Here is a 19,694-nt window from a genome sequence, read left to right as displayed (position 1 = left end):
ATTGGTTAGATATTGAGCGCCATGCTCAATGGTTTATTGGGAAATGAGGTCCCGGGCCTTGTCCAGAATCTGGGCGGCTTCCTCTGCGGGAATGCCCATGCTTTCCGCGATGTCGGAAGCTTCAAATCCGGTGAGGGCCACCAGGTCCGTTCCCCCCATGGTCACGAGGCCCATGGCGGTTTCTTCCGGGATTTCCAGTTGTTCGCTGAGGGTTTTCGCCGCGGCCTGGCACTGGCGCATCACTTCTTCAGCGGCAGCCTGGCTCTGGAGTTTTTCAGCTTCCTGAACGTCAAAGACACGCACCTGGACGTCCCAGCCCATCAGGCGGGAGGTGAGGCGGGCGTTCTGGCCCCTGCGACCGATGGCCTTGGAGAGGTCTTTGTCGTCCTGGACGATGACGAAGACCCGTTTGGCGTCTTCATCCACGGTGATTTCCCGGGGCTCCACGGGGCTGAGGGCTTCCCGGACGAATTCGACGGGGTCTTCCGTCCATTCCAGGATGTCCACCTTTTCATTGTTGAGCTCCCGGACGATGTTTTTAACGCGGGCTCCGCGCATACCCACGCATGCCCCCACCGGGTCCACCTTGTCGTCATGGCTGATGACGGCCACCTTGGTGCGGTAACCGGCTTCGCGGGCGATGCCGTGGATTTCCACCGTCTGGTCCCCGATTTCCACCACTTCCGATTCAAAGAGGCGGCGCACCAGGTTCGGATGGCTGCGGGAGAGGATGACTTCCGGTCCGCGGCCTTCCGTGCGCACTTCCACCACGTAGAAGCGCATGCGGTCGCCTACGCTGTAGTCTTCATTCGGCACGCGCTCGCGGGAGGTCATGACGCCCTCGAATTTTCCAAGGTCCACAAAGATGTCTCCTTTTTCAAAGCGGCGGATGGTGCCCGTGACCAGATCGCCGGCGCGGTCCTTGAATTCGTCATAAAGCATTTCCTTTTCCGCATCCAGCAGTTTCTGGAGCATCGTCTGGCGTGCCGTCTGCACGGCAATGCGGCCGAATCCTTTGGGGGTGATGTTGGTAGCCAGCAGATCGTGCAGGACGGCATTTTTGTCCAGCTTGACGGCCAGGGAGAGGGGAATCTGATTGAATTTGTCTTTGTATTCTTCATCCGGAACTACTTCCAGATCAGCAAAGATACGCACCTTGCCCTTGTCCACGTTGATTTCAGCCCGGAGGTAGTTGATGGAGCCGGAACCGGGGACCATCTTGCGGTAGGCGGACAGGAAGGCAGATTCCAGAGCGAGGAGAATTTTTTCACGGGAGAGCCCTTTTTCCCTCTCGTAGTAGTCGATCAAAGCTTTAATGTCGTTTGTCATGAGCGTAGAGATGTGTGATGGATAGACAAAAAAGAGCGGGTCGACAGACCCACTCTCGAGTGCCTCTCGGGGTGTTTGCCTATCTAAGTAAGCATGGCCCCCGCCGGTTGGCAAGAAAAAACACTTGTTCCGTGCGGCATGCAAGATACTGGGGATGATTCCGGAAGAAGGGTTTGCGCGGAGGGGTGAAGCAGGGCCGCTGAAGGGGAGTTTGAGGGCTTGACGGGAAGGGGAAAAACGGGAAGTATGCCCGCATGAAACTCGTTTCTTGGAACGTGAACGGATTGCGTGCGATTCTGGGCAAGGGGCTGGGAGAAGCCGCGGATGCGCTGGATGCGGACATTCTTTGCCTTCAGGAGATCAAGGCGCGTCCGGAGCAGGTGGATGATTTGTGGCTGTCTTCCTGGCCGTACCAGCTCTGGAATCCGGCGGAAAAGGCAGGTTATTCCGGGGTGCTGGTCCTCAGCCGCGTGAAGCCCCTGTCCACATCCATGGGCATGGGCTGGCAGGAACATGACCGGGAAGGGCGCGTGTGCACCATGGAGTTTGAGCAATTTTATCTGGTCAACTGCTATACGCCCAATTCCCAGAGCGAACTGGCAAGGCTGCCCTACCGGCAGCAGTGGGATCAGGCGTTCCGCAATTACGTGGCCGGCCTGGCGGCTGTCAAGCCGGTCATTTTCTGCGGCGATTTGAACGTGGCCCATCAGGAGATCGACATCGCGCGGCCCAAGGACAACCGTTTCTCCGCCGGGTTCACCGACGAAGAACGCTCCGGGTTCACGCAGTTGCTGAAAGCCGGATTTACCGATACGTTCCGCCTGCTGCATCCGGAGGAACCGTCCTGGTACAGCTGGTGGTCGTACCGCGGGGGCGCGCGTGCCCGGAACATCGGCTGGCGCATTGATTATTTCTGCGTTTCCGATTCTCTGGCTCCCAGGGTGAAGAGCGCGGCCATCCATATGGACGTGATGGGTTCCGACCATTGCCCCGTAAGCCTGGAGATTGACTGCTGAGAAAAAACACGACACGAGAATTTCAACATGATGCAACAGGAATTGCCATTGCTGGTGGTTGCCACGCGCAACGCCCATAAAACCGGGGAAATCCGCGCCATGCTGGCCGGAAAATGGGAGGTAAGGGACCTTTCCGACTATCCCCAGGCCCCACCCGTGGAAGAAACCGGCGTTACGTTTACGGAAAACGCCACGCTCAAGGCAGTCTCCGCCTCCAAATGCATTCCCGGCATTGTCCTGGCGGACGATTCCGGGCTGGAGGTGGATGTTCTGGATGGCCGTCCGGGCGTCTGGTCTTCTTCCTTCGGGGGAGAGGAAGGTAATCATGAACGGAACAACCGCCGTATGCTGGAAGAGTTGCGGAAGGCCGGAGTGCGCCCGGGAGGCAAGCCTGCCGCCCGCTTTCGCTGTGTGATGGTTTTGGCCCGCGAAGGTGCGGTGCTGGCGGAATTTTCCGGTTCCATAGAAGGCCACATGCTGACGGAATTGACCGGGGAGGGAGGATTTGGATATGACCCCCTGTTTGTGCCGGAAGGGTATGAGCAGAGTTTCGCCCAGCTCCCCATGGAGGTGAAGAATTCCATGTCCCACCGGGGCCGTGCGCTGGCGCAGGTGGTGGAGTGGATGGGCCGTGCGTGAGAAGGGTATTCCTTGAATATCTTCCGGTCTGTGTTCGCCTTCCGGAAGCTGAAGGAATGTCAATCCAGCCTGAATGCACAAATTTGGAACGGTGCGGGCGTGGAAGTGTTCAGAAGCTGGTATTTGCCTGTTCTCCACAGGTGATGGGGAAGCCGGGAAAGGAATTGTTCCACGGCGGCCGCTTCCATGTCTCCTCCCTCATGGCCCGGATAGCACATGACGCTGAGGATTCCGTTGGGGGCTGTCAGGTTCACGGCCTGTTCCAGGGCCGCCAGAGTGGAATCCGTACGGGTGACGAGGTTCCTGTCCCCGCCGGGCAGGTAGCCCAGGTTGAACATGATTGCTTTGACCGGGCCGCGGACCAGTTCCGCGAGGCGCGAGTGGCTGGCCAGATGGAAACAGACGGCGTCCGTAAGCAGCCCCTCTTCCCTCAGGCGTTCCCTGGCGGAGCGGATCGCCTCTTCCTGAATGTCGAAGGCGTGCACTTTCCCTTCCGGGCCGACCAGGCGTGCCAGAAATGCAGTATCGTGCCCGTTTCCCGCTGTGGCGTCCACCACCGTGTCTCCGGGCAGGACGAGACGGCTGATCCAGTCGTGCGCGCAGGTCATGGGCCGGCTGAGCAGGGAACACTTCATGACCGGGTTTTATAGGAGCCTGGCGTGTATGACAATTAGTTTGTGAATTTCCCGCAGGGAAAATGATTGACAGGTTGTTTTTCCATTTTCCGTATGATAAGGTAGGCACTAAGGCATCGGAAATGCTCCGTTGCCGGAAAGATGAACATTTGACTTTGCACCAATATGACTGACAGACGTACATTTTTGAAGGGGACCGCCGCCGTGGGCGCTTTAGCGGCCATTACGGACATGGAAACCCTCTTCGCCCAGGAGGCGTCTCCCCAAACGGCTTCCGGCATTCCCGACCTGGTTGCCGTCCGCAACGGGACTCGCGCGGAAATGGTTAAAAAGGCAGTGGAAACGCTCGGCGGCATGCAGGCGTTCGTGAAGCCGGGCCAGACCGTGGTGATCAAGCCGAACATCGGCTGGAACAAGGCTCCGGAGTTCGGGTCCAACACCCACCCGGAAACAGTCGCCACGCTGGTGGAACTGTGCAAGCAGGCCGGCGCAAAGGAAGTAAAGGTTTTTGACCACTGCTGCCATAATGGCGCGTATGAAGGCAGCGGCGTGAAAGAGGCTGTGGAAAAAGCCGGAGGCGTGATGGTGGACGGCGGCAATGAAGGGCAATATGTTCAGAAGGAAAATCCGAAGGCCAAAAAATTCACCTCCGCCAAGGTGCACAAGGCTGTTCTGGAAGCAGACGTTTATATCACCTGCCCTCCGCTCAAGCACCACAGCGGATCTGAAATGACCGCCTGCATGAAGAACGTCATGGGAACCGTGTGGGACCGCGGCGCCATGCATAAGAACGACCTGCACCAGTGCATTGCGGACGCCGTGTATTTCCGCAAGCCGGACCTGTGCGTGCTGGACGCCTACATGCCCATGGTGCGCAACGGCCCCGTAGGCAAGGACACGAACGATCTGGTGGAGCGCAAGACTCTCCTTGCCTCCCGCGACATCGTGGCGATTGACTCTGCGGGTGCGGCCCTGCTGAACAAGGCGGGCAAGATCCGCCATGTATTGCTGGGAGAGGAAATGGGGCTGGGAACGGCGGACCTCACCAAGATCAACATTCGCCGCATCAACATGGCCTGATGTTTTCCCGTCCGTCCGCAACTATTGCGGACGGACGCCAACTTTTCGCTGCGGGCGGTGTTTCATAGATTGGTATGTCAATCATTAAAGCTTTTTTTGTGAGTCCGTTGAAATGGCTCCGCGTGACCGTGGCCGTTATTTTCTTCGTGGGGATTGCCTATGCTTTCCTGCGCGGCATTCCTGCGTGGAACGTGCCGAATATGACGGGGGGGCGGGGAAGGAATGGAAGACTCCTTTGCGCTGGCGCAGTGGCAGTTTGTCCCTTCCGTGCTGGGGACGTTGAACTGGGTGGGCGTTTCCGTGGCGGCTCTGGCCCTCCTGCTGGCGCTGACCTTGCTTTTCGGCCGTGTGTATTGCTCTTTCCTTTGTCCCCTGGGGATTTTGCAGGACATTGTGTTCAGGATGCGCAGATGGATCAGGCCCAAAGTTTTTTTGAAGTTCTCCCGGCCCGTGCCGTGGGTGCGGTATTCCATTCTGGCTGCGCTGGCCGTCTGCTGTATAATCGGTTTTGCCGGGTTGACGCTCAATTGGCTGGATCCGTACAGCATCTTTGGGCGCATCATGTACGTGCTTGCATGGCCTGCCGCCGTCTGGGGCAACAACCTGCTCGCGGCGGACAGCGCTTCCGCGGACCTGGTCCGCATGGATTATTATCCCGTGGCTCTTCCCGCCTTGCTGGCTTCCGCCGGAATGCTCGGGCTGGTTGTCGCCATGAGTGCCTGGAGGGGACGTTTGTATTGCAATACGGTGTGTCCCGTCGGCACCCTGCTGGGGCTCCTTTCCCGGGTTTCCCTTTTCCGGCTGGGTTTTGATCCCGCATCTTGCAAAAAGTGCGGCAAGTGTATCAAATCCTGCAAGGCCCAATGCCTGAATCTCAAGGAATACCGGATAGACGCCTCCCGCTGCGTGGCGTGCTACGATTGCGTGCGCGCCTGTGATGAGGGAGGAATCCGCTACCGCTGGTTCACCAGGGCCCGGAGATTGATTCCTGCCAAAAAGGAAAGGAAAGAGGCTTCTTCCCGCCCTTCGGCGGCGTTTTCTCCGGTTGTCGCGAAAAGTTCCCGTCGTGAATTCCTGGGGGCTACCGCCGTCGGGCTTGCCGGAGCCGCCCTGTCGGGATGCCGTGGGGATGCAGCCCAGAGGCTGGACCCCACCCAGTGCGTTCTTCCGCCCGGAGCCGGTTCCCTGGAACGGTTTCTGGACGTATGCACCGGCTGCCAGATGTGCATCGCCAGCTGCCCCACCCACGTGCTCCAGCCCGCTTATTTCCAGATGGGCATTAAGGGATTCATGAAGCCCCGGATGGATTTCAGCACCAAGTATTGTCTTTACGACTGCCACCGCTGCGCGGAAGTGTGCCCCACCGGGGCCATCAGAAAACTCCCTATTACCGCTGAAAAGGATACGACGGAAATCACGAAGGATACCACGCGCATTGCCGTGGCCCAGTTTTACGTGTGCCGCTGCCTGGTCAGGAGGGAGGACATGGACTGCGGCGCCTGTACGGAACACTGTCCCACCAAGGCGCTTTACACAGTGCCCTACATCGGGCGCGACGGCCAGGAACACCGCCTGCCGAAGCTGGATCCTACCCTGTGCATCGGCTGCGGGGCGTGTGAGCACGCCTGTCCCGTTACGACGGAAAAGCCGGAGGAACGCGTGCGGGTAGGCCCCTGCAATTTGTGCGAGGAAAAGTGCGAATTCAAAAAGCGGGAAGCGGTGCCCCCGAGAGCCATTGTGGTGCGGGCCGTGAATCCCCAGCAGAAGGCCGTAAAGAAATTTGAGGAAAAAGCCGTGGACCCGGTGGGCGATACGGATTTCCCGTTCTGATGCGGTTGCCGCAGGGCGGTACTTGGGCCTTGTTCATTTATCCGTTGTTTTTTCGCGGTTTGTTCTCCTATCCGGCAGGAGAGGATGAAAGGCATGATGTTCCATGCCGTGCCCCTGCTTGTGCTTTTGCGGAGAAGGGTGTAAAATGGACTGTGTGGTTAATTATTAAATATTAAAGTCCATGAGTGTTTTGGAATTCATCTTGCGGCACATGATGGGATTTTTGGAGGACATCCTGATGAAGGTTTTCCTTATTTCTCCCTTCTACCCGGAGGAATGGACCTGATGCGTGTGATCAACACATTTTTGCTGTGGTGTGCGTTGATATTCCTGGTATGCGGGGTATTGCTGGAATGGTTTTCCTTTTGGGTAGCGGCGGGGATTTTTCTGGCCGGGTGCTTGATCCGGCTGGCCGTAGGGAAAATGTTGGAATGAAGTGTTCCTCTTCCTGCGGGGGCCGTTTTTTCAAGCCTTCTTTTCCAGAAACGCCATGACGGTGCTTCCGGCATTCCGCGTGTACAGCTTTTCGTAACCCAGTTTGCCGTACAAGTGCAGGGTTTCCGGAGTTTCCTCCGACGTGAACAGGAGGTACCGGGAGGCTTTTCCGCGGAAGTATTCTTCCAGCGCCTGCATGAGCTGCCGTCCGATTCCCCGGTTCCGGCAGTACGGGTCCACAATCAGCTTGCCCACATGGCAGGTGCCGGAGGCATCCAGGCTCCCTCTGACCGAACCGATGATATGCCCGTCCTCCGTATATTTAAGAAATACAGAGTTCTGCTCTTCTTCCAGCAATTGTTCAATGGTTTGTTCCAGCGGAGGCAGAGTGGCGGCGTTCAGGCGCCGGGCAACTTCTCCAAAGGCCCGGAGCTGGAGATCCAGGATTTCCGGAAGATCGTCTTTTACCGTCCGGCTGATCATGAAGCCCATGATGCCTCCATCCGGGCGGGGAAGCGAGGAAAAAGAAAGGTTCAGCTTTTTCTTCCGATTCAATCAAGAGGTTGACATGGAATTCTTTTTCCGGAGTTCCGGCACCCTGGAAATCCGTTAAAAAGAGGACCTCACAGGAATCACAAGTAATCCTGATGAGCAGGGGAGGAGTGGAGGGAAGATTCTTCGCGGCGCGGAAGTCGCAAATCCACAACATGAGGGTAGTCAGGTGTTTCGTCGTCCGGGGCGGAACCTTTTCAAAATAACAAGTTTGCGCATGGGTTCAACATGTGAGGGAAGAGTCCCGATTTTCCTTGATGATGCGGAGACTGATGGGATAAGGTACATGCATTATGTTGCAGGCGGACGGCATTACGTACGAGATAGAGGCCCAGGACGGTCCTTTGAAATTGCTGGACAATGTGAGCTTTAATGTGCCCAAGGGGCATTTCATGGCGGTCGTGGGGCCGTCCGGCTGCGGAAAGACCACGTTGTTGAAGGCTATCGCGGGCATGGTCGCGGAGACAGACGGCCGTTTTTTCTGGAATGGGCATGATTTGGCGGAAGAGGATTTTGAACCGACGGAGATCGGGTTTGTCCCCCAATTCAGCATTGCCTATGACCAGTTGAGCGTGGATGAGAATGTGGAAAGCGCCGCGAAGCTCCGCTGCAAGTTCGAGTCTCTTGACGATCTGGACGACAGCATTGACAACGCCCTGGAGGTAACGGGCATGGAGGGAATTGCAGACAGGGACGTGAAGATTCTTTCCGGGGGCCAGAAGCGGCGCCTGGCGCTGGCTATGGAGCTGGTGTCCGATCCCCGGCTCCTGATTTGCGACGAGGTGACTTCCGGCCTTGATCCGCGGTCCGAGCACGATATCGTGAACCTTCTGCATGAGGTGTCCCGTTCCGACGAGCGCATCGTCATTTCCGTTACGCACAGCCTGGCTCATCTGGACAGTTACGATTCCATCCTGGTCATGCATCAGGGATGCGTGGTCTACCACGGTTCCCCCAAGACGATCCTGCATTACTTCGGTGTTTCCGCTCTTGAAGAGATTTATCCCAAGCTTCAGGACCGGACCGGAGCTTCCTGGTCCCGGTCCTGGGCCAAGCATCGGGAGTCCTATTATGCCCGGCTGGAGAAGGAAAGGGAGCAGAAGATTCTTTCCGGAGAGTTGCCGGACCCAAATGCCAAGCCTTTTGACGAAGAGAACGGAGTAACGCCGGCTCCTGCCGGAGAGGAAGATGGGGAACGGGGATCTTCTGAACGAGCTTCAGCCGGAAAAGAAATTGCCGCCGCATTTGAGGGCGGGGAGGAAGCCATTCCCGAAGTGCCCGGTTTCTTCACCCAGTTTTTCTGCCTGCTGGGGCGCCGGTGGCGCATTTTCTTCCGTGACCGCTCCCAGCTTGTCCTCCAACTGGTAATGGTGCTTTTGTTTCCCGTGCTGGTAGCCATGTTCACGGATAAGGGAACCGGGCAGATCGTAGGGCTTTCCGCCACGCAGGACGTGCAGACGCTGCAGAAGGATATTGAGGCGCAGCAGTTGAATATGAAGACCGGTTCCGCCGTTTCCGGCATCATCATGTTTGAGGTGATCCTGCTGGGGCTGATGGGGTCCAACAATGCCGCAAGGGAGGTGGCCGGGGAACGCGCCATCATGGAGAAGGAGAAGTATGCGGGCATGCGGCCTTCCTCCTATCTGGCGAGCAAGCTGGCGTATTTGAGCGTGCTGGTGCTGGTTCAGTCCGTGTGGATGTTCGCCTTCGTGGATTTCTTCTGGGACCGGGGCGGCAGCCTGACGCATTTGTTTTTCCTGATACTGGCCAATGCCGCCATGACGTTTGTCTGCCTGGGTATTTCCTCCCTGGCCAAGAGCGCGGACCAAGCCTCCCTGCTGAGCATTTACCTGGTGGGCTTCCAGCTTCCCCTCTCAGGGGCGGTACTGGCTCTCCCGGAGCAGGTGGAAAGCTTCATCCGGCCGTTCATTTCCGCGTACTGGTCCTGGTCCGGAAGCATTTCAGCTCTGAAGCCGGACGTGTACAATGCCGTCAAGAATGTGCTGGATACGGGGCTGACCCCGGCCCTGATCTGCTATATTGTCCTCGGCGCGCATGTTGCATGCGGCATCGCCGCCTCCTACATCGGCATCCGCCGTTCCCGCTGGGAACTGTAATTTAATGCGTGCAATCGTTGCGTGTTCGTTATACATTTTCTCGACAAGAGATTATGGCGAGACGACGTACAGCGAAAAAGAAGAGTTCATCATCATCTGCTCCGATGCTGGTCATCGGGGCGGTGGTTCTTGTGCTGGCGCTTGTCATCGGCTATGCCGTGACGCGCTCCAGCAACAAGCCCCAGGCGGGATCCGACATCCCGCTGGATATTCTGGCGATGAACGCCTCCCAGCTTTCCAACAACAATTACGTGCTGGACGGCACCGTGATTGACCGTTTTCCCCGCGGCGAGTCGGAATTGATTTCCTTTTTGTACAAGGATGCGTCCGGACGGGAATACATTATTCCCATCTGCGTTTCCGCAGAAGCCAGAAATGGAATGAACATCAACAGAGACCAGCAATACAGAATAGAATTCCGGGTGGAGGATATCAGCCCGAACGTGCGCGGCGTGTGTATGGCTACCTCCATCCTGCCTAAATAACCCGAGCTTTTTCGATCCATGAAATACTGCTTTCTTCTGACCTTGGCCTGTACGTTTCCTGCGATGGGGCAGATGATGTACAATCCTCCGGCAACGGGAGGAACCCCCGCTCCTGCGTCTCCACAGCCGGCCAATCCATCCGGCTCCATTCAGCCCAACGCCTACCAGCCGGGCAGCCAGGGAGATGCCAAATCCCTGTACGGCAATGAACTGCCGTTTCTGAATCCTCAGGACGGCACGGTAACCATCAACGGGCAGACCCTGAACATGGGCAGCTTCCGGGAAATTGAGGCCCGCTTCAACAAGTACCTGAGCCAGCCGGAGGAGAATACGGAGGATGCTCGTGAATACCAGAAGATTTTCAACAAGATTCACGATGTGCTTTCCATGCGCAAGGAAAGGCTGGCGGCGGACAATGTCCTGCGGCAGGTGGTGGACCTGCTGACCGCCGCTTCCAGCAATCCGCTGGACGGCGGTGTTTCCGACGCTCTGTGCCAGGCCATCTATACCGCATGGCAGGCCAAGACCAACGGGAAGAACAAGGGAAAGATGATGGACGCGATGGAACGCGAAATCCGCACCAATACCCAGAAAATGAGCCTGATGGAAAGCGGTGTGACGGTATCCTCCGGCTCTCCCTCCAACCAGAAAGGGGGCAGGAAGGGGAATTCCTCTTCCAATCCGGCGCGGGACAATCCGCGCTACAAGTATTTGGAAAAGCGCGTGGTGGAGATGCAGGCCCGCAAACTGAAACTGGAAACCGAGCAGGTGCTTACCGTAACGGAAGCCAAAATCGTGTTCCAGTCCACACTTGTCCAGTTGTTTGCCCAGCGCCGTTTTGACCATGTGTCCATCGGCTGCGGCGTGTACAGCCGCCTGTTCAATGACGGCGATACGAAATTGCGCCTGGAGAAGGGTTCCGATGCGGCCAAGATGTTCGGAAGTACGCTGGGCGTACCTCCTACCGTGGCTGTTCTGGACAATCTTTCCCGGGAATTGGCGCGGGATTCGGACCGCCACATGAAGGCCGTGAACAATCTGGTGGATTCCCACCATTACGTGGATGCCTTGGAACGGTTGAATGAAGCTCTCCTGATCGGCGAATTCATGGCGCCCGTCAGTACGTTCCCGTACGAGAAGAAGCAGAAGCTGTATGTGTTCAAGCGGGATGTGGAGAAACTGTTTGAGCTGATGAACGGCAAGGATTACGAGGAAGCCCTCACGCTGGTGGAGGACCTCAAGAAGACTTCCCGGGATTTCAGCACGGGCCGGGCAGAATCCGCCATCAGCGCTGCCGTGTTCGCCAGCGACGCCTATATCGCCCAAGGGCAGGAAGCCCTTGCCAAGGGGGACCGCGTCAAGCTGGAAGAATGCCTGAAGAAGGCCATTGAGATCTGGCCCAAGAATCCGCGCCTGCTCCCCCTGCGCAATGCCATGATGGCCGCAGGCCAGCAGTCCCATGCCCTGGAGGATTTCAAGCGTTTCCACAAGAACAAGAACTATCGGCGTATTTTCGACAATCAGCACGAGTTTGCCGTGCTGGTGAAGGATGACCCGGAACTGCAGGCCCAGTTTGTGGATGACCTGGCTAAAATGGCGGTCATTGAGCGGGCACTGGGCGCGGCGCGTCAGCGTGAGGCCATGCAGGACGTTTACGGCGCCTGGGAGGAATTGCAGCAGCTGCGCCTGCGCGACCAGGAATTGTTTGTCAATGACCAGGAGCTGAATTCCCAGTATCTGGATCTGACGACCAAGGCAAGCAGGCTGGTCAAGCTGCTGGACGATGCGGAAAATGCGCGGAATGCCAAGGAAGTCGGTTCCGCCCTCGGCAAGTACATGGAAGCCAAGAAGCTTTACCTGCATTCCCGATTTGCCAAGGAGGGGATAGAATCGCTGCTGGACGAGGTGCTTCCGTTGAAGTAGGTACTCTTGTGTACGTCTGCCGGATGCCGGGGAAGGACGGAGTATTTGCTTCCCTTCCGGAGCTTCCCCGGTATGCTACGGCGCATGAAGGGTATCTATGTATGCGTGTGCATGCTGGCGATGTTTTGCGCTGCGGCCATGGCTCTCCCTGAAGACTGCCGCCAGGTAATTGTGGGGACGTCCGACGGCTGGAACAGTTCGCATGTGAAATTGAGCCTTCTGGAGAAAGGTCCCCAGGGGTGGATGATGGTGAAGGGGCCGTTTCCGGCCCGCTTGGGGAAGTCCGGACTGGTATGGGGCAGGGGGGTCAGCAGCCCTCCCGCGGAAGGTCCCGTGAAGAAGGAGGGGGATTTGCGTTCTCCCGCCGGAATTTTTGAATTGGGCGGAGTGTACGGCACCGTGCCCGTTCCCAACAAGAAGCGTTCCATGCCATACCGCCGCATCACGCCCCGGGACATGTGGGTCGATGACCCGTCCTCCCCTCTTTACAACCAGCATTTCGTGCTGAAGCATGATCCCGTGACTCCCTGGGAGTTCAAGCAGCAGATGAAGCTGAACGATTACGCCCACAGCCTGAAGCTGTTCATCAGGCATAACGCCACCGGAGATCAGGGGCGCCCCGTAGCAGGGGGAGGGTCTTCCATTTTCTTCCATATCTGGAGGAGGGACGGCCAGGCCCCCACGGCCGGATGCACCGCCATGAGCGAGGAAAATTTACGTGCCATGATCGCATGGCTGGACCCTTCCAAGCATCCTTTGTACATCCTGCTGCCTTCCAGGGAATACCTGAGGCTGCGCAAGGCATGGGGGCTGCCGTGATATGGCCGTTCTTCGTATGACGGGTTCCCCCGCAATTTACAGGCTTCTGGAGGCGGCGTAAGCGGCAGGAAAGCAAAGAGCCGGCTTTCCCTGAGGGAGAGCCGGCTCTTGATTCGTAAAAACTTGTTTTATGCCTGAGGCTGGGTTTCCGGCTGAATCAGGGGGGTAGAAGTTTCCTTTATTTCTTCCCTAGAATCCTGTTCTTCCTGCGGGGCGCGGGGCTCGCGGGCCGGCCTGGACTGTTCCTGGCGTTCGTTGGCGCCGCTGACCAGCAGGTTTCTGCCCATGAAAGGCTGGTTGTGAAGAATGTCCACGGAGCGGACGGCATCTTCCAGTTTCTTCATTTCCACGAAGGCGTAGCCCTTGGATTTGTGAGTGCGGGGATTGTAAATGATTTCCACGGAGGTGACTTCGCCAATGCCCTTGAACACGTCTTCAAGGTCGCTTTCCGTAGCTTCGTAGGAGAGGTTGCCCACATACAGCCTGCGGTTGGAGACAGGCTGCTTGGGAGTGATGATGCGTTCCTGCTTGGTGCGGGCCACCCTGGTATTTGTTTTGGAGGCGTTTTTGTCTTTGACGGCAGGCTTGCCCTTGGCCGGGCGGATGCCGAAGATGCCCAGGAAACGCTGCCATAAAGAGAGCTTGGCAGGAGCTTCTTTTTTATATTTGGGACGGTATCCGCCGGATTCCCGGCGGTCATTGCCATAGGAATGGCCGCCCTTGTGATAGCGGCGACGGGGGCCTTGGCCTTGTCTTCCCTGTGTGTGGTGTTGCGACATACTTATATGCTAAGTTGATGATTATGTTGGTGTCATGCCGGATTTTCATGCCCCATGCAATAGGTTCCGTCCGGCGAATCGCCGGGGTGTTCCGTTTCCGTAAGGAAAGACAGAAATGCGGATGCCCCGTGCCCCGATCAACGGTCCGTGCATGGTCTGATAAGGAGCGATCCGGCTGTGTGCGGTGTCAGTCCGGCGGATTGACGCGTATACCAATGCACACGGAGGCCGTTTCTTGCAAGCCGGTATCCCGTCATTTTGGGCTTTCCAGCCCCGCGGAGACGAAAACCCGTTTGCGAAAACTGGTCTTGTGACGGGAAGGCAGTCCGGAATTGGATGAAACTTGACAAAAACTTTGGCATCATTAACTATGTGGTCCGCTAGCTCCTTCATTCTCGATGCTTATCCAAAACGCAGACCGTACAACTTACGGAATCAATAAAATGGCGGTCACTGTTCTGGCGTTTGTCGTTTTTATGGTTGTTGGGTTCATTTCCTGGAGTTCACTGGGCGTCCAGCCTGAACCCTGGCGGCTCCGCACACTGGTGCTCGCCCCTCTGACCATGTCCCTGCTGTTGTATTTTTGCTGTGACCAGTTTGGGGTGTATTACCGCTGCATGACGTTGAGCGGCACCGTTTGGCGACTGGTGCTGGCCTACGCATGCTTTGTGGTGCTGAGTTCCATCATCTGGAAGTATCTGGTCCCATTTTCCGGAGATCCTGCCGTTCAAATACTGGGGTATCTGCTGACTTTTCTTGGAGTGCTGTGGCTGTGTATTTTCCGGTTCCGGTCGGAAAAGAAGCTGGAAGAAGAGGCTCCCATGCTTCTGGTAGGCGCTCCGGAATATGTGGACACATTCCTGAAGCAGATGAAGCGGGACCGCGTGGATATTCAGGGAGCCCTGACGGTGATTTCTCCCAAATCCGTGGATTCTGTCACAACGCGGGATGTGATGATCAGGAAATGCATCAGCAAAGTCGTATTTTTGCCGGAAGGGGTGGATGTTTCCGTCGCGAAGTGCCTGGCCGATCTTTGCGGCAAGATGGGAGTGGACTTTTATGCTTCCATGATGGTGAGGATGCCAACCGTCCACAAAACTTACTTTGGAGTGATGGGAGAGGTCAGAATGCTGGTGTACAAGTCCACCCCCATTCCCTACACCACGTCCTGGCAGATAAAGAAAACCATGGACTGGCTCGGTTCCCTTGTCCTGCTGGTGCTTACTTCGCCTTTGTGGCTGGTTGCGGCCGCCGGCATCAAGCTGTCTGCTCCCGGTCCCGTTTTCTACTGCCAGAAGCGTTCCGGATTGTATGGAAAGGAATTCGGCATGTGGAAATTCCGCACCATGTATCAGGATGCAGACAAAAGGCTGGATGAAGTAAAGGCCAGCCACGGCAATGAGATGGACGGCCCCATTTTCAAGCTGGGGAATGATCCCCGTATCTTTCCTTTCGGCCGCATTCTGCGCAAATTCAGCATTGATGAACTGCCTCAGCTCATCAATGTACTGAAAGGAGAGATGAGCCTGACGGGCCCCCGGCCACTGCCCGTTTATGAAACGGAGGCTTTTACCAGTGATGCACACCGCCGCAGGTTGAGCGTGCTTCCTGGAGTCACCGGATACTGGCAGATAGCGGGGCGCAGCAACATCAAGGAATTTGAAAAGCTGGTGGAGCTGGACATGTATTACATCGACCACTGGTCCCTGTGGCTGGATGTCAAATTGCTGCTGAAAACAGTCCCCGCCGTATTGTTTGCCCGCGGGGCCAAGTAAGGATTTCCGGCAGCTGGGAGGGTACGGAAATGCCCTGTTTACGGGCCTGGCATGCGTTTGGGAGGGTGTTTTTCGGCTTTCTGCCTCATGTCCGCCGTGGCATCAGGCGGTCTTTTTCTGAAAAAACTCAAAAGTTTGGTAAAAAATGAAGTGATTTGAGGCCGGGCGGAGACTTTAACCTTGAGGTGCGGGAGGCGTTGGGGCAGAATCAGCCCACTATGGATTTAGTTCAGCGAGAAATCTCTAAAGAAACGGTGACTCCGTATTTCATCGAGTATTTCGGTCAGGCTCCAACTCATGTGGCAGCGGCACCGGGACGTGTGAACCTCATTGGCGAACACACGGATTATAATAATGGTTTTGTGATGCCCATGGCTCTGGACAATCATTGTGTCGTCGCGGTAGCTCCTTCTCCTGTCGGCAAGCATCGCTTCTGCGGTTCGCTGGGAGACCAGATACATGAAATTGCCGTGGAGGACGCCCTGGTTCCCGGCGAGCCGTTCTGGTCCAATTACGTACGCGGCGTGCTGGCCAATCTGCACCGTCGCGGCGTAGAAATCGGCCCGGTGGACATGCTGATTGACAGCAACGTGCCCCGCGGCGGCGGTCTTTCTTCCAGCGCTGCTCTTGAAGTTGCCGTCTGCACCGCGCTGGCCGCCTTTGCCGGCGTCAGGATTGATCCCAAGGAGGTTGCCTTGATCGGGCAGGCCGTGGAACATGAGTTCGTGAATGTGCCCTGCGGAATCATGGACCAGTTCATTTCCGCCAACGGCAAGAAGGGCATGGCCCTCAAGCTGGATTGCGCCACTTTGGAATATGAGCTGGTGCCGATGAATAACGATTCCGTTTCCGTACTGGTTCTGGACAGTGCCGTGAAGCATTCCCTGGCGGACGGAGCTTATGGCCAGCGCCGCAAGCAGTGCGAAGAAGCCTCCGCCATCATGGGGGTGCCTTCCCTGCGCGAAGCTTCCCTGGAATTGCTGGAATCTTTCAAGGAACAGCTTGGCGACGTGCGTTACCGCCGTGCTCGCCACGTCATCGGTGAAAACGCGCGGGTGGCTGTTTTTGCGGATGCCCTCGCCCGCGGCGACTGGGATGAAGCCGGCGTCGCCATGCGCGGCAGCCATGCCTCCCTGCGCGATGATTATGAAGTTTCCTGTGCGGAGGTGGATACTCTGGTTTCCCTTTGCGACCGCATTCCTTCCGCTTCTTCCATTTACGGAGCCCGCATGACGGGCGGCGGCTTCGGCGGTTGCATCGTCGCCCTGGTCAAGACGGAAGATGTTGACAAGGTAGCGCAGGAACTGCTCCAGGCCTATTGTCAGGAAACAGGGATTGAAACCACCTACCTCGTGACGAGTGCCGGTGAAGGCGCGCGTGTACTGTACCAAGCTTAATCCATACTGATTATGAGAAAACTAGCAACCATACTCGGGGCCGTAGCCCTGATGACGTGGGGCGCCGCCGCCCAGGAGGGGGCCGTTCCCGCAACAGCTCCGGACGCCCAGCCCACGCTGGCCGCTCCGGCTTTGACGCCTGCTGCGGAAATGCAGCCAGCCGCTGACATCCAGCCAGCCTCTCCCGTGGCTGTGGAAAACGCCGTCCCAAAAGCTGATGAGTCCAGTGAACCGACTCCGGCTCCACTTTCCGCGACGGAAGTCATTTTATTCTGTGTGGTGGTCGTAGGTGTCATTGCTCTGGGTATCTGGAAGAGCCGTGATCCGCAAGAGACGGAAGAAGAAAAGAAAACAAAGGGCGCTTCCGACTATTTCCTGGCCGGCCGCGGCCTGACCTGGTGGCTCGTCGGCTTTTCCCTGATTGCCGCCAATATTTCCACGGAGCAGTTTGTGGGCATGTCCGGCAAGGCCGCCAACTGGGTGGGCATGGCGATTGCCGGTTATGAATGGCTGGCCGCCATTACGCTGGTGGTCGTGGCTTTCTGTTTCCTTCCCAAACTGTTGAAAGGCGGGGTGTATACCATTCCGGAATTCTTGGAACAGCGCTATGATACTGCGGCACGTTCCTTGATGGCTATTGCTACGCTCCTGATTCTGGTGGGCGTGCCGACCGCCGGCGTTATTTACGCCGGGGCCAAGGTGATTTCCGTATTCTTTACCGGCTACAGCGCCATGGGTATCGACTTTGGCAATATTACCGTCGGCTGCATCATCATCGCATTCTGCAGTACCGTGTATGTATTCGTGGGCGGTTTGAAGGCCTGTGCCTGGACGGACCTGTTCTGGGGCGCCGCCCTGATTGTAGGCGGCGGCGTAGTGGCCTATTTTGCCCTGATGGCCCTGAGCGGAGCAGATCCGAATCACCTGGTGCAGTCCGCAGCCGCCAATTCCGGGGCTACGGTGGCTTCCCTGGGGGATCCGTCCAACAGCCTCTGGCACGGGGTAACGCGTTTCTTTGAACTTAATTCCGGGGATGCGACCAGCGGCGTGAACACTGTGGGCGGCAAGCTGCATATGATCCGTCCGGCGGACGATGCCGAAATCCCGTGGACGGCCCTTTGCCTGGGCCTGTGGATTCCCAACTTTTTTTACTGGGGCCTCAACCAGTACATCATGCAGCGTACGCTCGCTTCCAAGTCCCTGGCGGAAGGCCAGATGGGCATCGTGTTCGCCGCTTTCCTCAAACTGATCATCCCGTTCGTGGTAGTGGTACCCGGCATTCTGGCCTACAATCTGTACCGCAATGATCTGAGGGAACAGGCGGAAGTAAAGTATGAGAAGCAAATCGACAAGTCGAAGGATGCCGCCGTCGTCAAGGGGCGTCCTGTCATTTACAGGATCACGGACAGCTTCCTGGTAGAAAACGTGGAAGCCGGCTGCGCCCACGCCCTGCACAACGCTGCGGTCATGAAGGCCGGCGAAGATGTGATGGCCGAGTTGAAACAGGCCTGTGACGAACTCAAGGCGGATGCCGCCAATGAACAGACTACGCTGGCGGAACGCGCTCCCTTTGTGGCAAAAATCGCCACTCTCAATGACGAGATCATCAAGCCTGCTGCGAACGATACGGACAATTATTATTTGACGGATACGCTGGTAGGTTTCGACTATGATTCCGCTTTCGGCACGCTGATCAGGAAACTGCTGCCCGGTACGGGGTGGACCTGGTTCGTACTCGCTGCCCTTTTCGGGGCAGTGGTGTCTTCCCTGGCGTCCATGCTGAACTCCGCATCCACCATCTTCACGATGGATATTTACAACAAGCTGCGCAGAAACGCGAAGCCGACGGAACTCGTTACCGTTGGCAAGATCGGACTGCTGGTGTGTGCCCTGATTGCATTGTGCATTGCCCCGTTCCTGGATAGTCCGGCCTTCGGAGGTATCTTCAACTTCATTCAGGAATTCCAGGGCTTCCTGAGCCCGGGCGCCTTGTGCGTGTTCCTCTTCGGCTTCTTCGTGCCCAAGTGTCCGCGCATCTTCGGCTGGCTGGGCATCGTCATCAATGCCGCCCTGTACGGCTTCCTGAAGATCTGGCAACCGGAAATGGCGTTCCTGAACCGCATGGCCATTTGCTTCATTACCGTAGTGATCATCGGATTCATCTTTACGGCCGTGAACGTCGCCCGCGGAGGCCAGGCCATCGTCCTGCCCGACAGAGGGGCGGTAGCGTTGCAATCTTCTTCCCGAGCCAAGATTTTTGGCTGGTTCGTGGTTGCCGCGACGGTTGCTTTGTACATCATCTTCTGGTGATGTAAGGCGACAGGGATTTCTTTCCTCCTCCCGGCGGTTGCGCCGGGAGGATTTTTTGTGGCCGGAATACTTCCGTCATTGGAATAAACGGAATGAAAATCATAACCTGTGGAAGCAAGCTCATGGCTATCCTCTTGATTCAGAAAAGACGGCCCAGGGAGGAAATGAAAACCCGGCATGGAACGTAGGGCACCCGGTTGATACTGGTGATATCTTCCTTGGAGGCTTGCGGAAAAACGGTCCCTATGCCATTCCCCCGTCTTCACCGAAGCGGTGTGTCCCTGTCTCCGCATGGCATTCAAATCATCCCGTAAATGCAAAGAGGACAGTATTCAATTTCCAGGACGCCTGTTTGCCGAATACGGATGGACAGGTTATGGGGCTGCTGCATTTCGGCAGCGGCGCCCCGGAAATCCTGTTGTCCGGGGACCTTTTCGTAGTGGCCTGGGAGCAGGAAACGGATTCTGCGTTTCAGCCCTTCATCAATAGGGATTTCCAACGGATTGCTTGGGCCGCATGACAATTACGGCATTTTCCCCCATGGCGGTAACGCGCGGTGTTTCCGCCTCGATC

The 19,694-nt window shown here is 57.0% G+C and carries 16 protein-coding genes; 12 read left to right on the top strand and 4 right to left on the bottom strand.

Features of this window, described 5'->3' with window-relative positions; translation table 11 throughout:
- Window positions 1-33: 33 nt before the first annotated feature.
- Entirely contained in the window at window positions 34-1,329 is a 1,296-nt protein-coding gene (gene nusA, locus V3C20_RS04190; RefSeq protein WP_130084364.1) for a transcription termination factor NusA, read from the bottom strand.
- Window positions 1,330-1,583: 254 nt separating this feature from the next.
- On the opposite strand from nusA, the gene V3C20_RS04185 reads away from it, so the two are divergent.
- Both V3C20_RS04185 and V3C20_RS04180 read left to right on the top strand, forming a co-directional pair.
- Window positions 1,584-2,345, top strand: a complete 762-nt coding sequence (locus V3C20_RS04185; RefSeq protein ID WP_130084363.1) for an exodeoxyribonuclease III — start codon at window positions 1,584-1,586, stop codon at window positions 2,343-2,345.
- Between the two features lie 27 nt (window positions 2,346-2,372).
- Window positions 2,373-2,984: a non-canonical purine NTP pyrophosphatase gene (locus V3C20_RS04180; protein ID WP_130084362.1), complete on the top strand. Its 612-nt coding sequence runs from the start codon at window positions 2,373-2,375 to the stop codon at window positions 2,982-2,984.
- Between the two features lie 59 nt (window positions 2,985-3,043).
- Here V3C20_RS04180 and V3C20_RS04175 read toward each other — a convergent pair whose 3' ends face one another.
- On the bottom strand, window positions 3,044-3,619 hold the full coding sequence (locus tag V3C20_RS04175; RefSeq protein WP_130084361.1) for a class I SAM-dependent methyltransferase: 576 nt from the start codon (window positions 3,617-3,619) through the stop codon (window positions 3,044-3,046).
- A 165-nt stretch (window positions 3,620-3,784) separates the two neighbouring features.
- On the opposite strand from V3C20_RS04175, the gene V3C20_RS04170 reads away from it, so the two are divergent.
- Window positions 3,785-4,699 (top strand): DUF362 domain-containing protein, encoded by a 915-nt coding sequence (locus V3C20_RS04170; RefSeq protein WP_130084360.1) that lies wholly within the window; start codon window positions 3,785-3,787, stop codon window positions 4,697-4,699.
- A gap of 222 nt (window positions 4,700-4,921) precedes the next feature.
- Window positions 4,922-6,529: a 4Fe-4S dicluster domain-containing protein gene (locus tag V3C20_RS04165; protein WP_330935422.1), complete on the top strand. Its 1,608-nt coding sequence runs from the start codon at window positions 4,922-4,924 to the stop codon at window positions 6,527-6,529.
- A 465-nt stretch (window positions 6,530-6,994) separates the two neighbouring features.
- Here V3C20_RS04165 and V3C20_RS04160 read toward each other — a convergent pair whose 3' ends face one another.
- Window positions 6,995-7,447 carry a GNAT family N-acetyltransferase gene (locus V3C20_RS04160; protein ID WP_161981663.1) on the bottom strand — a complete coding sequence of 151 codons (453 nt, stop codon included), beginning with the start codon at window positions 7,445-7,447 and terminating at the stop codon, window positions 6,995-6,997.
- Window positions 7,448-7,809: 362 nt separating this feature from the next.
- On the opposite strand from V3C20_RS04160, the gene V3C20_RS04155 reads away from it, so the two are divergent.
- The 4 genes from V3C20_RS04155 (at window position 7,810) to V3C20_RS04140 (ending at window position 12,860) form a co-directional block, all read left to right on the top strand.
- Entirely contained in the window at window positions 7,810-9,633 is a 1,824-nt protein-coding gene (locus V3C20_RS04155) for an ATP-binding cassette domain-containing protein (protein WP_130084357.1), read from the top strand.
- A gap of 53 nt (window positions 9,634-9,686) precedes the next feature.
- Window positions 9,687-10,118, top strand: a complete 432-nt coding sequence (locus V3C20_RS04150) for a hypothetical protein (protein ID WP_130084356.1) — start codon at window positions 9,687-9,689, stop codon at window positions 10,116-10,118.
- Between the two features lie 18 nt (window positions 10,119-10,136).
- Window positions 10,137-12,041: a hypothetical protein gene (locus tag V3C20_RS04145; protein WP_130084355.1), complete on the top strand. Its 1,905-nt coding sequence runs from the start codon at window positions 10,137-10,139 to the stop codon at window positions 12,039-12,041.
- An 84-nt stretch (window positions 12,042-12,125) separates the two neighbouring features.
- Window positions 12,126-12,860 (top strand): L,D-transpeptidase family protein, encoded by a 735-nt coding sequence (locus V3C20_RS04140; protein ID WP_130084354.1) that lies wholly within the window; start codon window positions 12,126-12,128, stop codon window positions 12,858-12,860.
- Window positions 12,861-12,988: 128 nt separating this feature from the next.
- Here the strand turns inward: V3C20_RS04140 and V3C20_RS04135 are convergent, their stop codons facing one another.
- Window positions 12,989-13,639 (bottom strand): hypothetical protein, encoded by a 651-nt coding sequence (locus tag V3C20_RS04135; protein ID WP_130084353.1) that lies wholly within the window; start codon window positions 13,637-13,639, stop codon window positions 12,989-12,991.
- A gap of 443 nt (window positions 13,640-14,082) precedes the next feature.
- Here V3C20_RS04135 and V3C20_RS04130 point away from each other — a divergent pair, with 443 nt between their 5' ends.
- The 4 genes from V3C20_RS04130 (at window position 14,083) to V3C20_RS04115 (ending at window position 19,641) form a co-directional block, all read left to right on the top strand.
- A complete protein-coding gene (locus tag V3C20_RS04130) occupies window positions 14,083-15,414 on the top strand; it encodes a sugar transferase (protein ID WP_161981386.1) in 1,332 nt (443 codons plus the stop codon).
- 218 nt (window positions 15,415-15,632) lie between these two features.
- Window positions 15,633-16,811 carry a galactokinase gene (gene galK, locus V3C20_RS04125; protein ID WP_130084351.1) on the top strand — a complete coding sequence of 393 codons (1,179 nt, stop codon included), beginning with the start codon at window positions 15,633-15,635 and terminating at the stop codon, window positions 16,809-16,811.
- Window positions 16,812-16,823: 12 nt separating this feature from the next.
- Window positions 16,824-19,121: a sodium/solute symporter gene (locus V3C20_RS04120; RefSeq protein ID WP_238623845.1), complete on the top strand. Its 2,298-nt coding sequence runs from the start codon at window positions 16,824-16,826 to the stop codon at window positions 19,119-19,121.
- Window positions 19,069-19,641: a hypothetical protein gene (locus tag V3C20_RS04115; RefSeq protein WP_149873787.1), complete on the top strand. Its 573-nt coding sequence runs from the start codon at window positions 19,069-19,071 to the stop codon at window positions 19,639-19,641. The genes V3C20_RS04120 and V3C20_RS04115 overlap by 53 nt, the downstream gene beginning before the upstream one ends.
- Window positions 19,642-19,694: the final 53 nt, after the last annotated feature.

Source organism: Akkermansia sp. RCC_12PD (genome assembly GCF_036417355.1).
Lineage (GTDB): Bacteria > Verrucomicrobiota > Verrucomicrobiia > Verrucomicrobiales > Akkermansiaceae > Akkermansia.
This window is presented reverse-complemented; position numbering and strand designations above follow the sequence as displayed.

Excerpts from the sequence above, each read along its gene's own strand:
- V3C20_RS04170 (WP_130084360.1), top strand. The coding sequence starts at position 3,785 with ATGACTGACAGACGTACATTTTTGAAGGGGACCGCCGCCGTGGGCGCT.
- V3C20_RS04140 (WP_130084354.1), top strand. The coding sequence starts at position 12,126 with ATGAAGGGTATCTATGTATGCGTGTGCATGCTGGCGATGTTTTGCGCT.
- V3C20_RS04145 (WP_130084355.1), top strand. The coding sequence starts at position 10,137 with ATGAAATACTGCTTTCTTCTGACCTTGGCCTGTACGTTTCCTGCGATG.
- V3C20_RS04120 (WP_238623845.1), top strand. The coding sequence starts at position 16,824 with ATGAGAAAACTAGCAACCATACTCGGGGCCGTAGCCCTGATGACGTGG.
- V3C20_RS04180 (WP_130084362.1), top strand. The coding sequence starts at position 2,373 with ATGATGCAACAGGAATTGCCATTGCTGGTGGTTGCCACGCGCAACGCC.
- V3C20_RS04160 (WP_161981663.1), bottom strand. The coding sequence starts at position 7,447 with ATGATCAGCCGGACGGTAAAAGACGATCTTCCGGAAATCCTGGATCTC.
- nusA (WP_130084364.1), bottom strand. The coding sequence starts at position 1,329 with ATGACAAACGACATTAAAGCTTTGATCGACTACTACGAGAGGGAAAAA.
- V3C20_RS04155 (WP_130084357.1), top strand. The coding sequence starts at position 7,810 with ATGTTGCAGGCGGACGGCATTACGTACGAGATAGAGGCCCAGGACGGT.
- galK (WP_130084351.1), top strand. The coding sequence starts at position 15,633 with ATGGATTTAGTTCAGCGAGAAATCTCTAAAGAAACGGTGACTCCGTAT.
- V3C20_RS04150 (WP_130084356.1), top strand. The coding sequence starts at position 9,687 with ATGGCGAGACGACGTACAGCGAAAAAGAAGAGTTCATCATCATCTGCT.
- V3C20_RS04130 (WP_161981386.1), top strand. The coding sequence starts at position 14,083 with ATGGCGGTCACTGTTCTGGCGTTTGTCGTTTTTATGGTTGTTGGGTTC.
- V3C20_RS04185 (WP_130084363.1), top strand. The coding sequence starts at position 1,584 with ATGAAACTCGTTTCTTGGAACGTGAACGGATTGCGTGCGATTCTGGGC.
- V3C20_RS04175 (WP_130084361.1), bottom strand. The coding sequence starts at position 3,619 with ATGAAGTGTTCCCTGCTCAGCCGGCCCATGACCTGCGCGCACGACTGG.
- V3C20_RS04165 (WP_330935422.1), top strand. The coding sequence starts at position 4,922 with ATGGAAGACTCCTTTGCGCTGGCGCAGTGGCAGTTTGTCCCTTCCGTG.
- V3C20_RS04135 (WP_130084353.1), bottom strand. The coding sequence starts at position 13,639 with ATGTCGCAACACCACACACAGGGAAGACAAGGCCAAGGCCCCCGTCGC.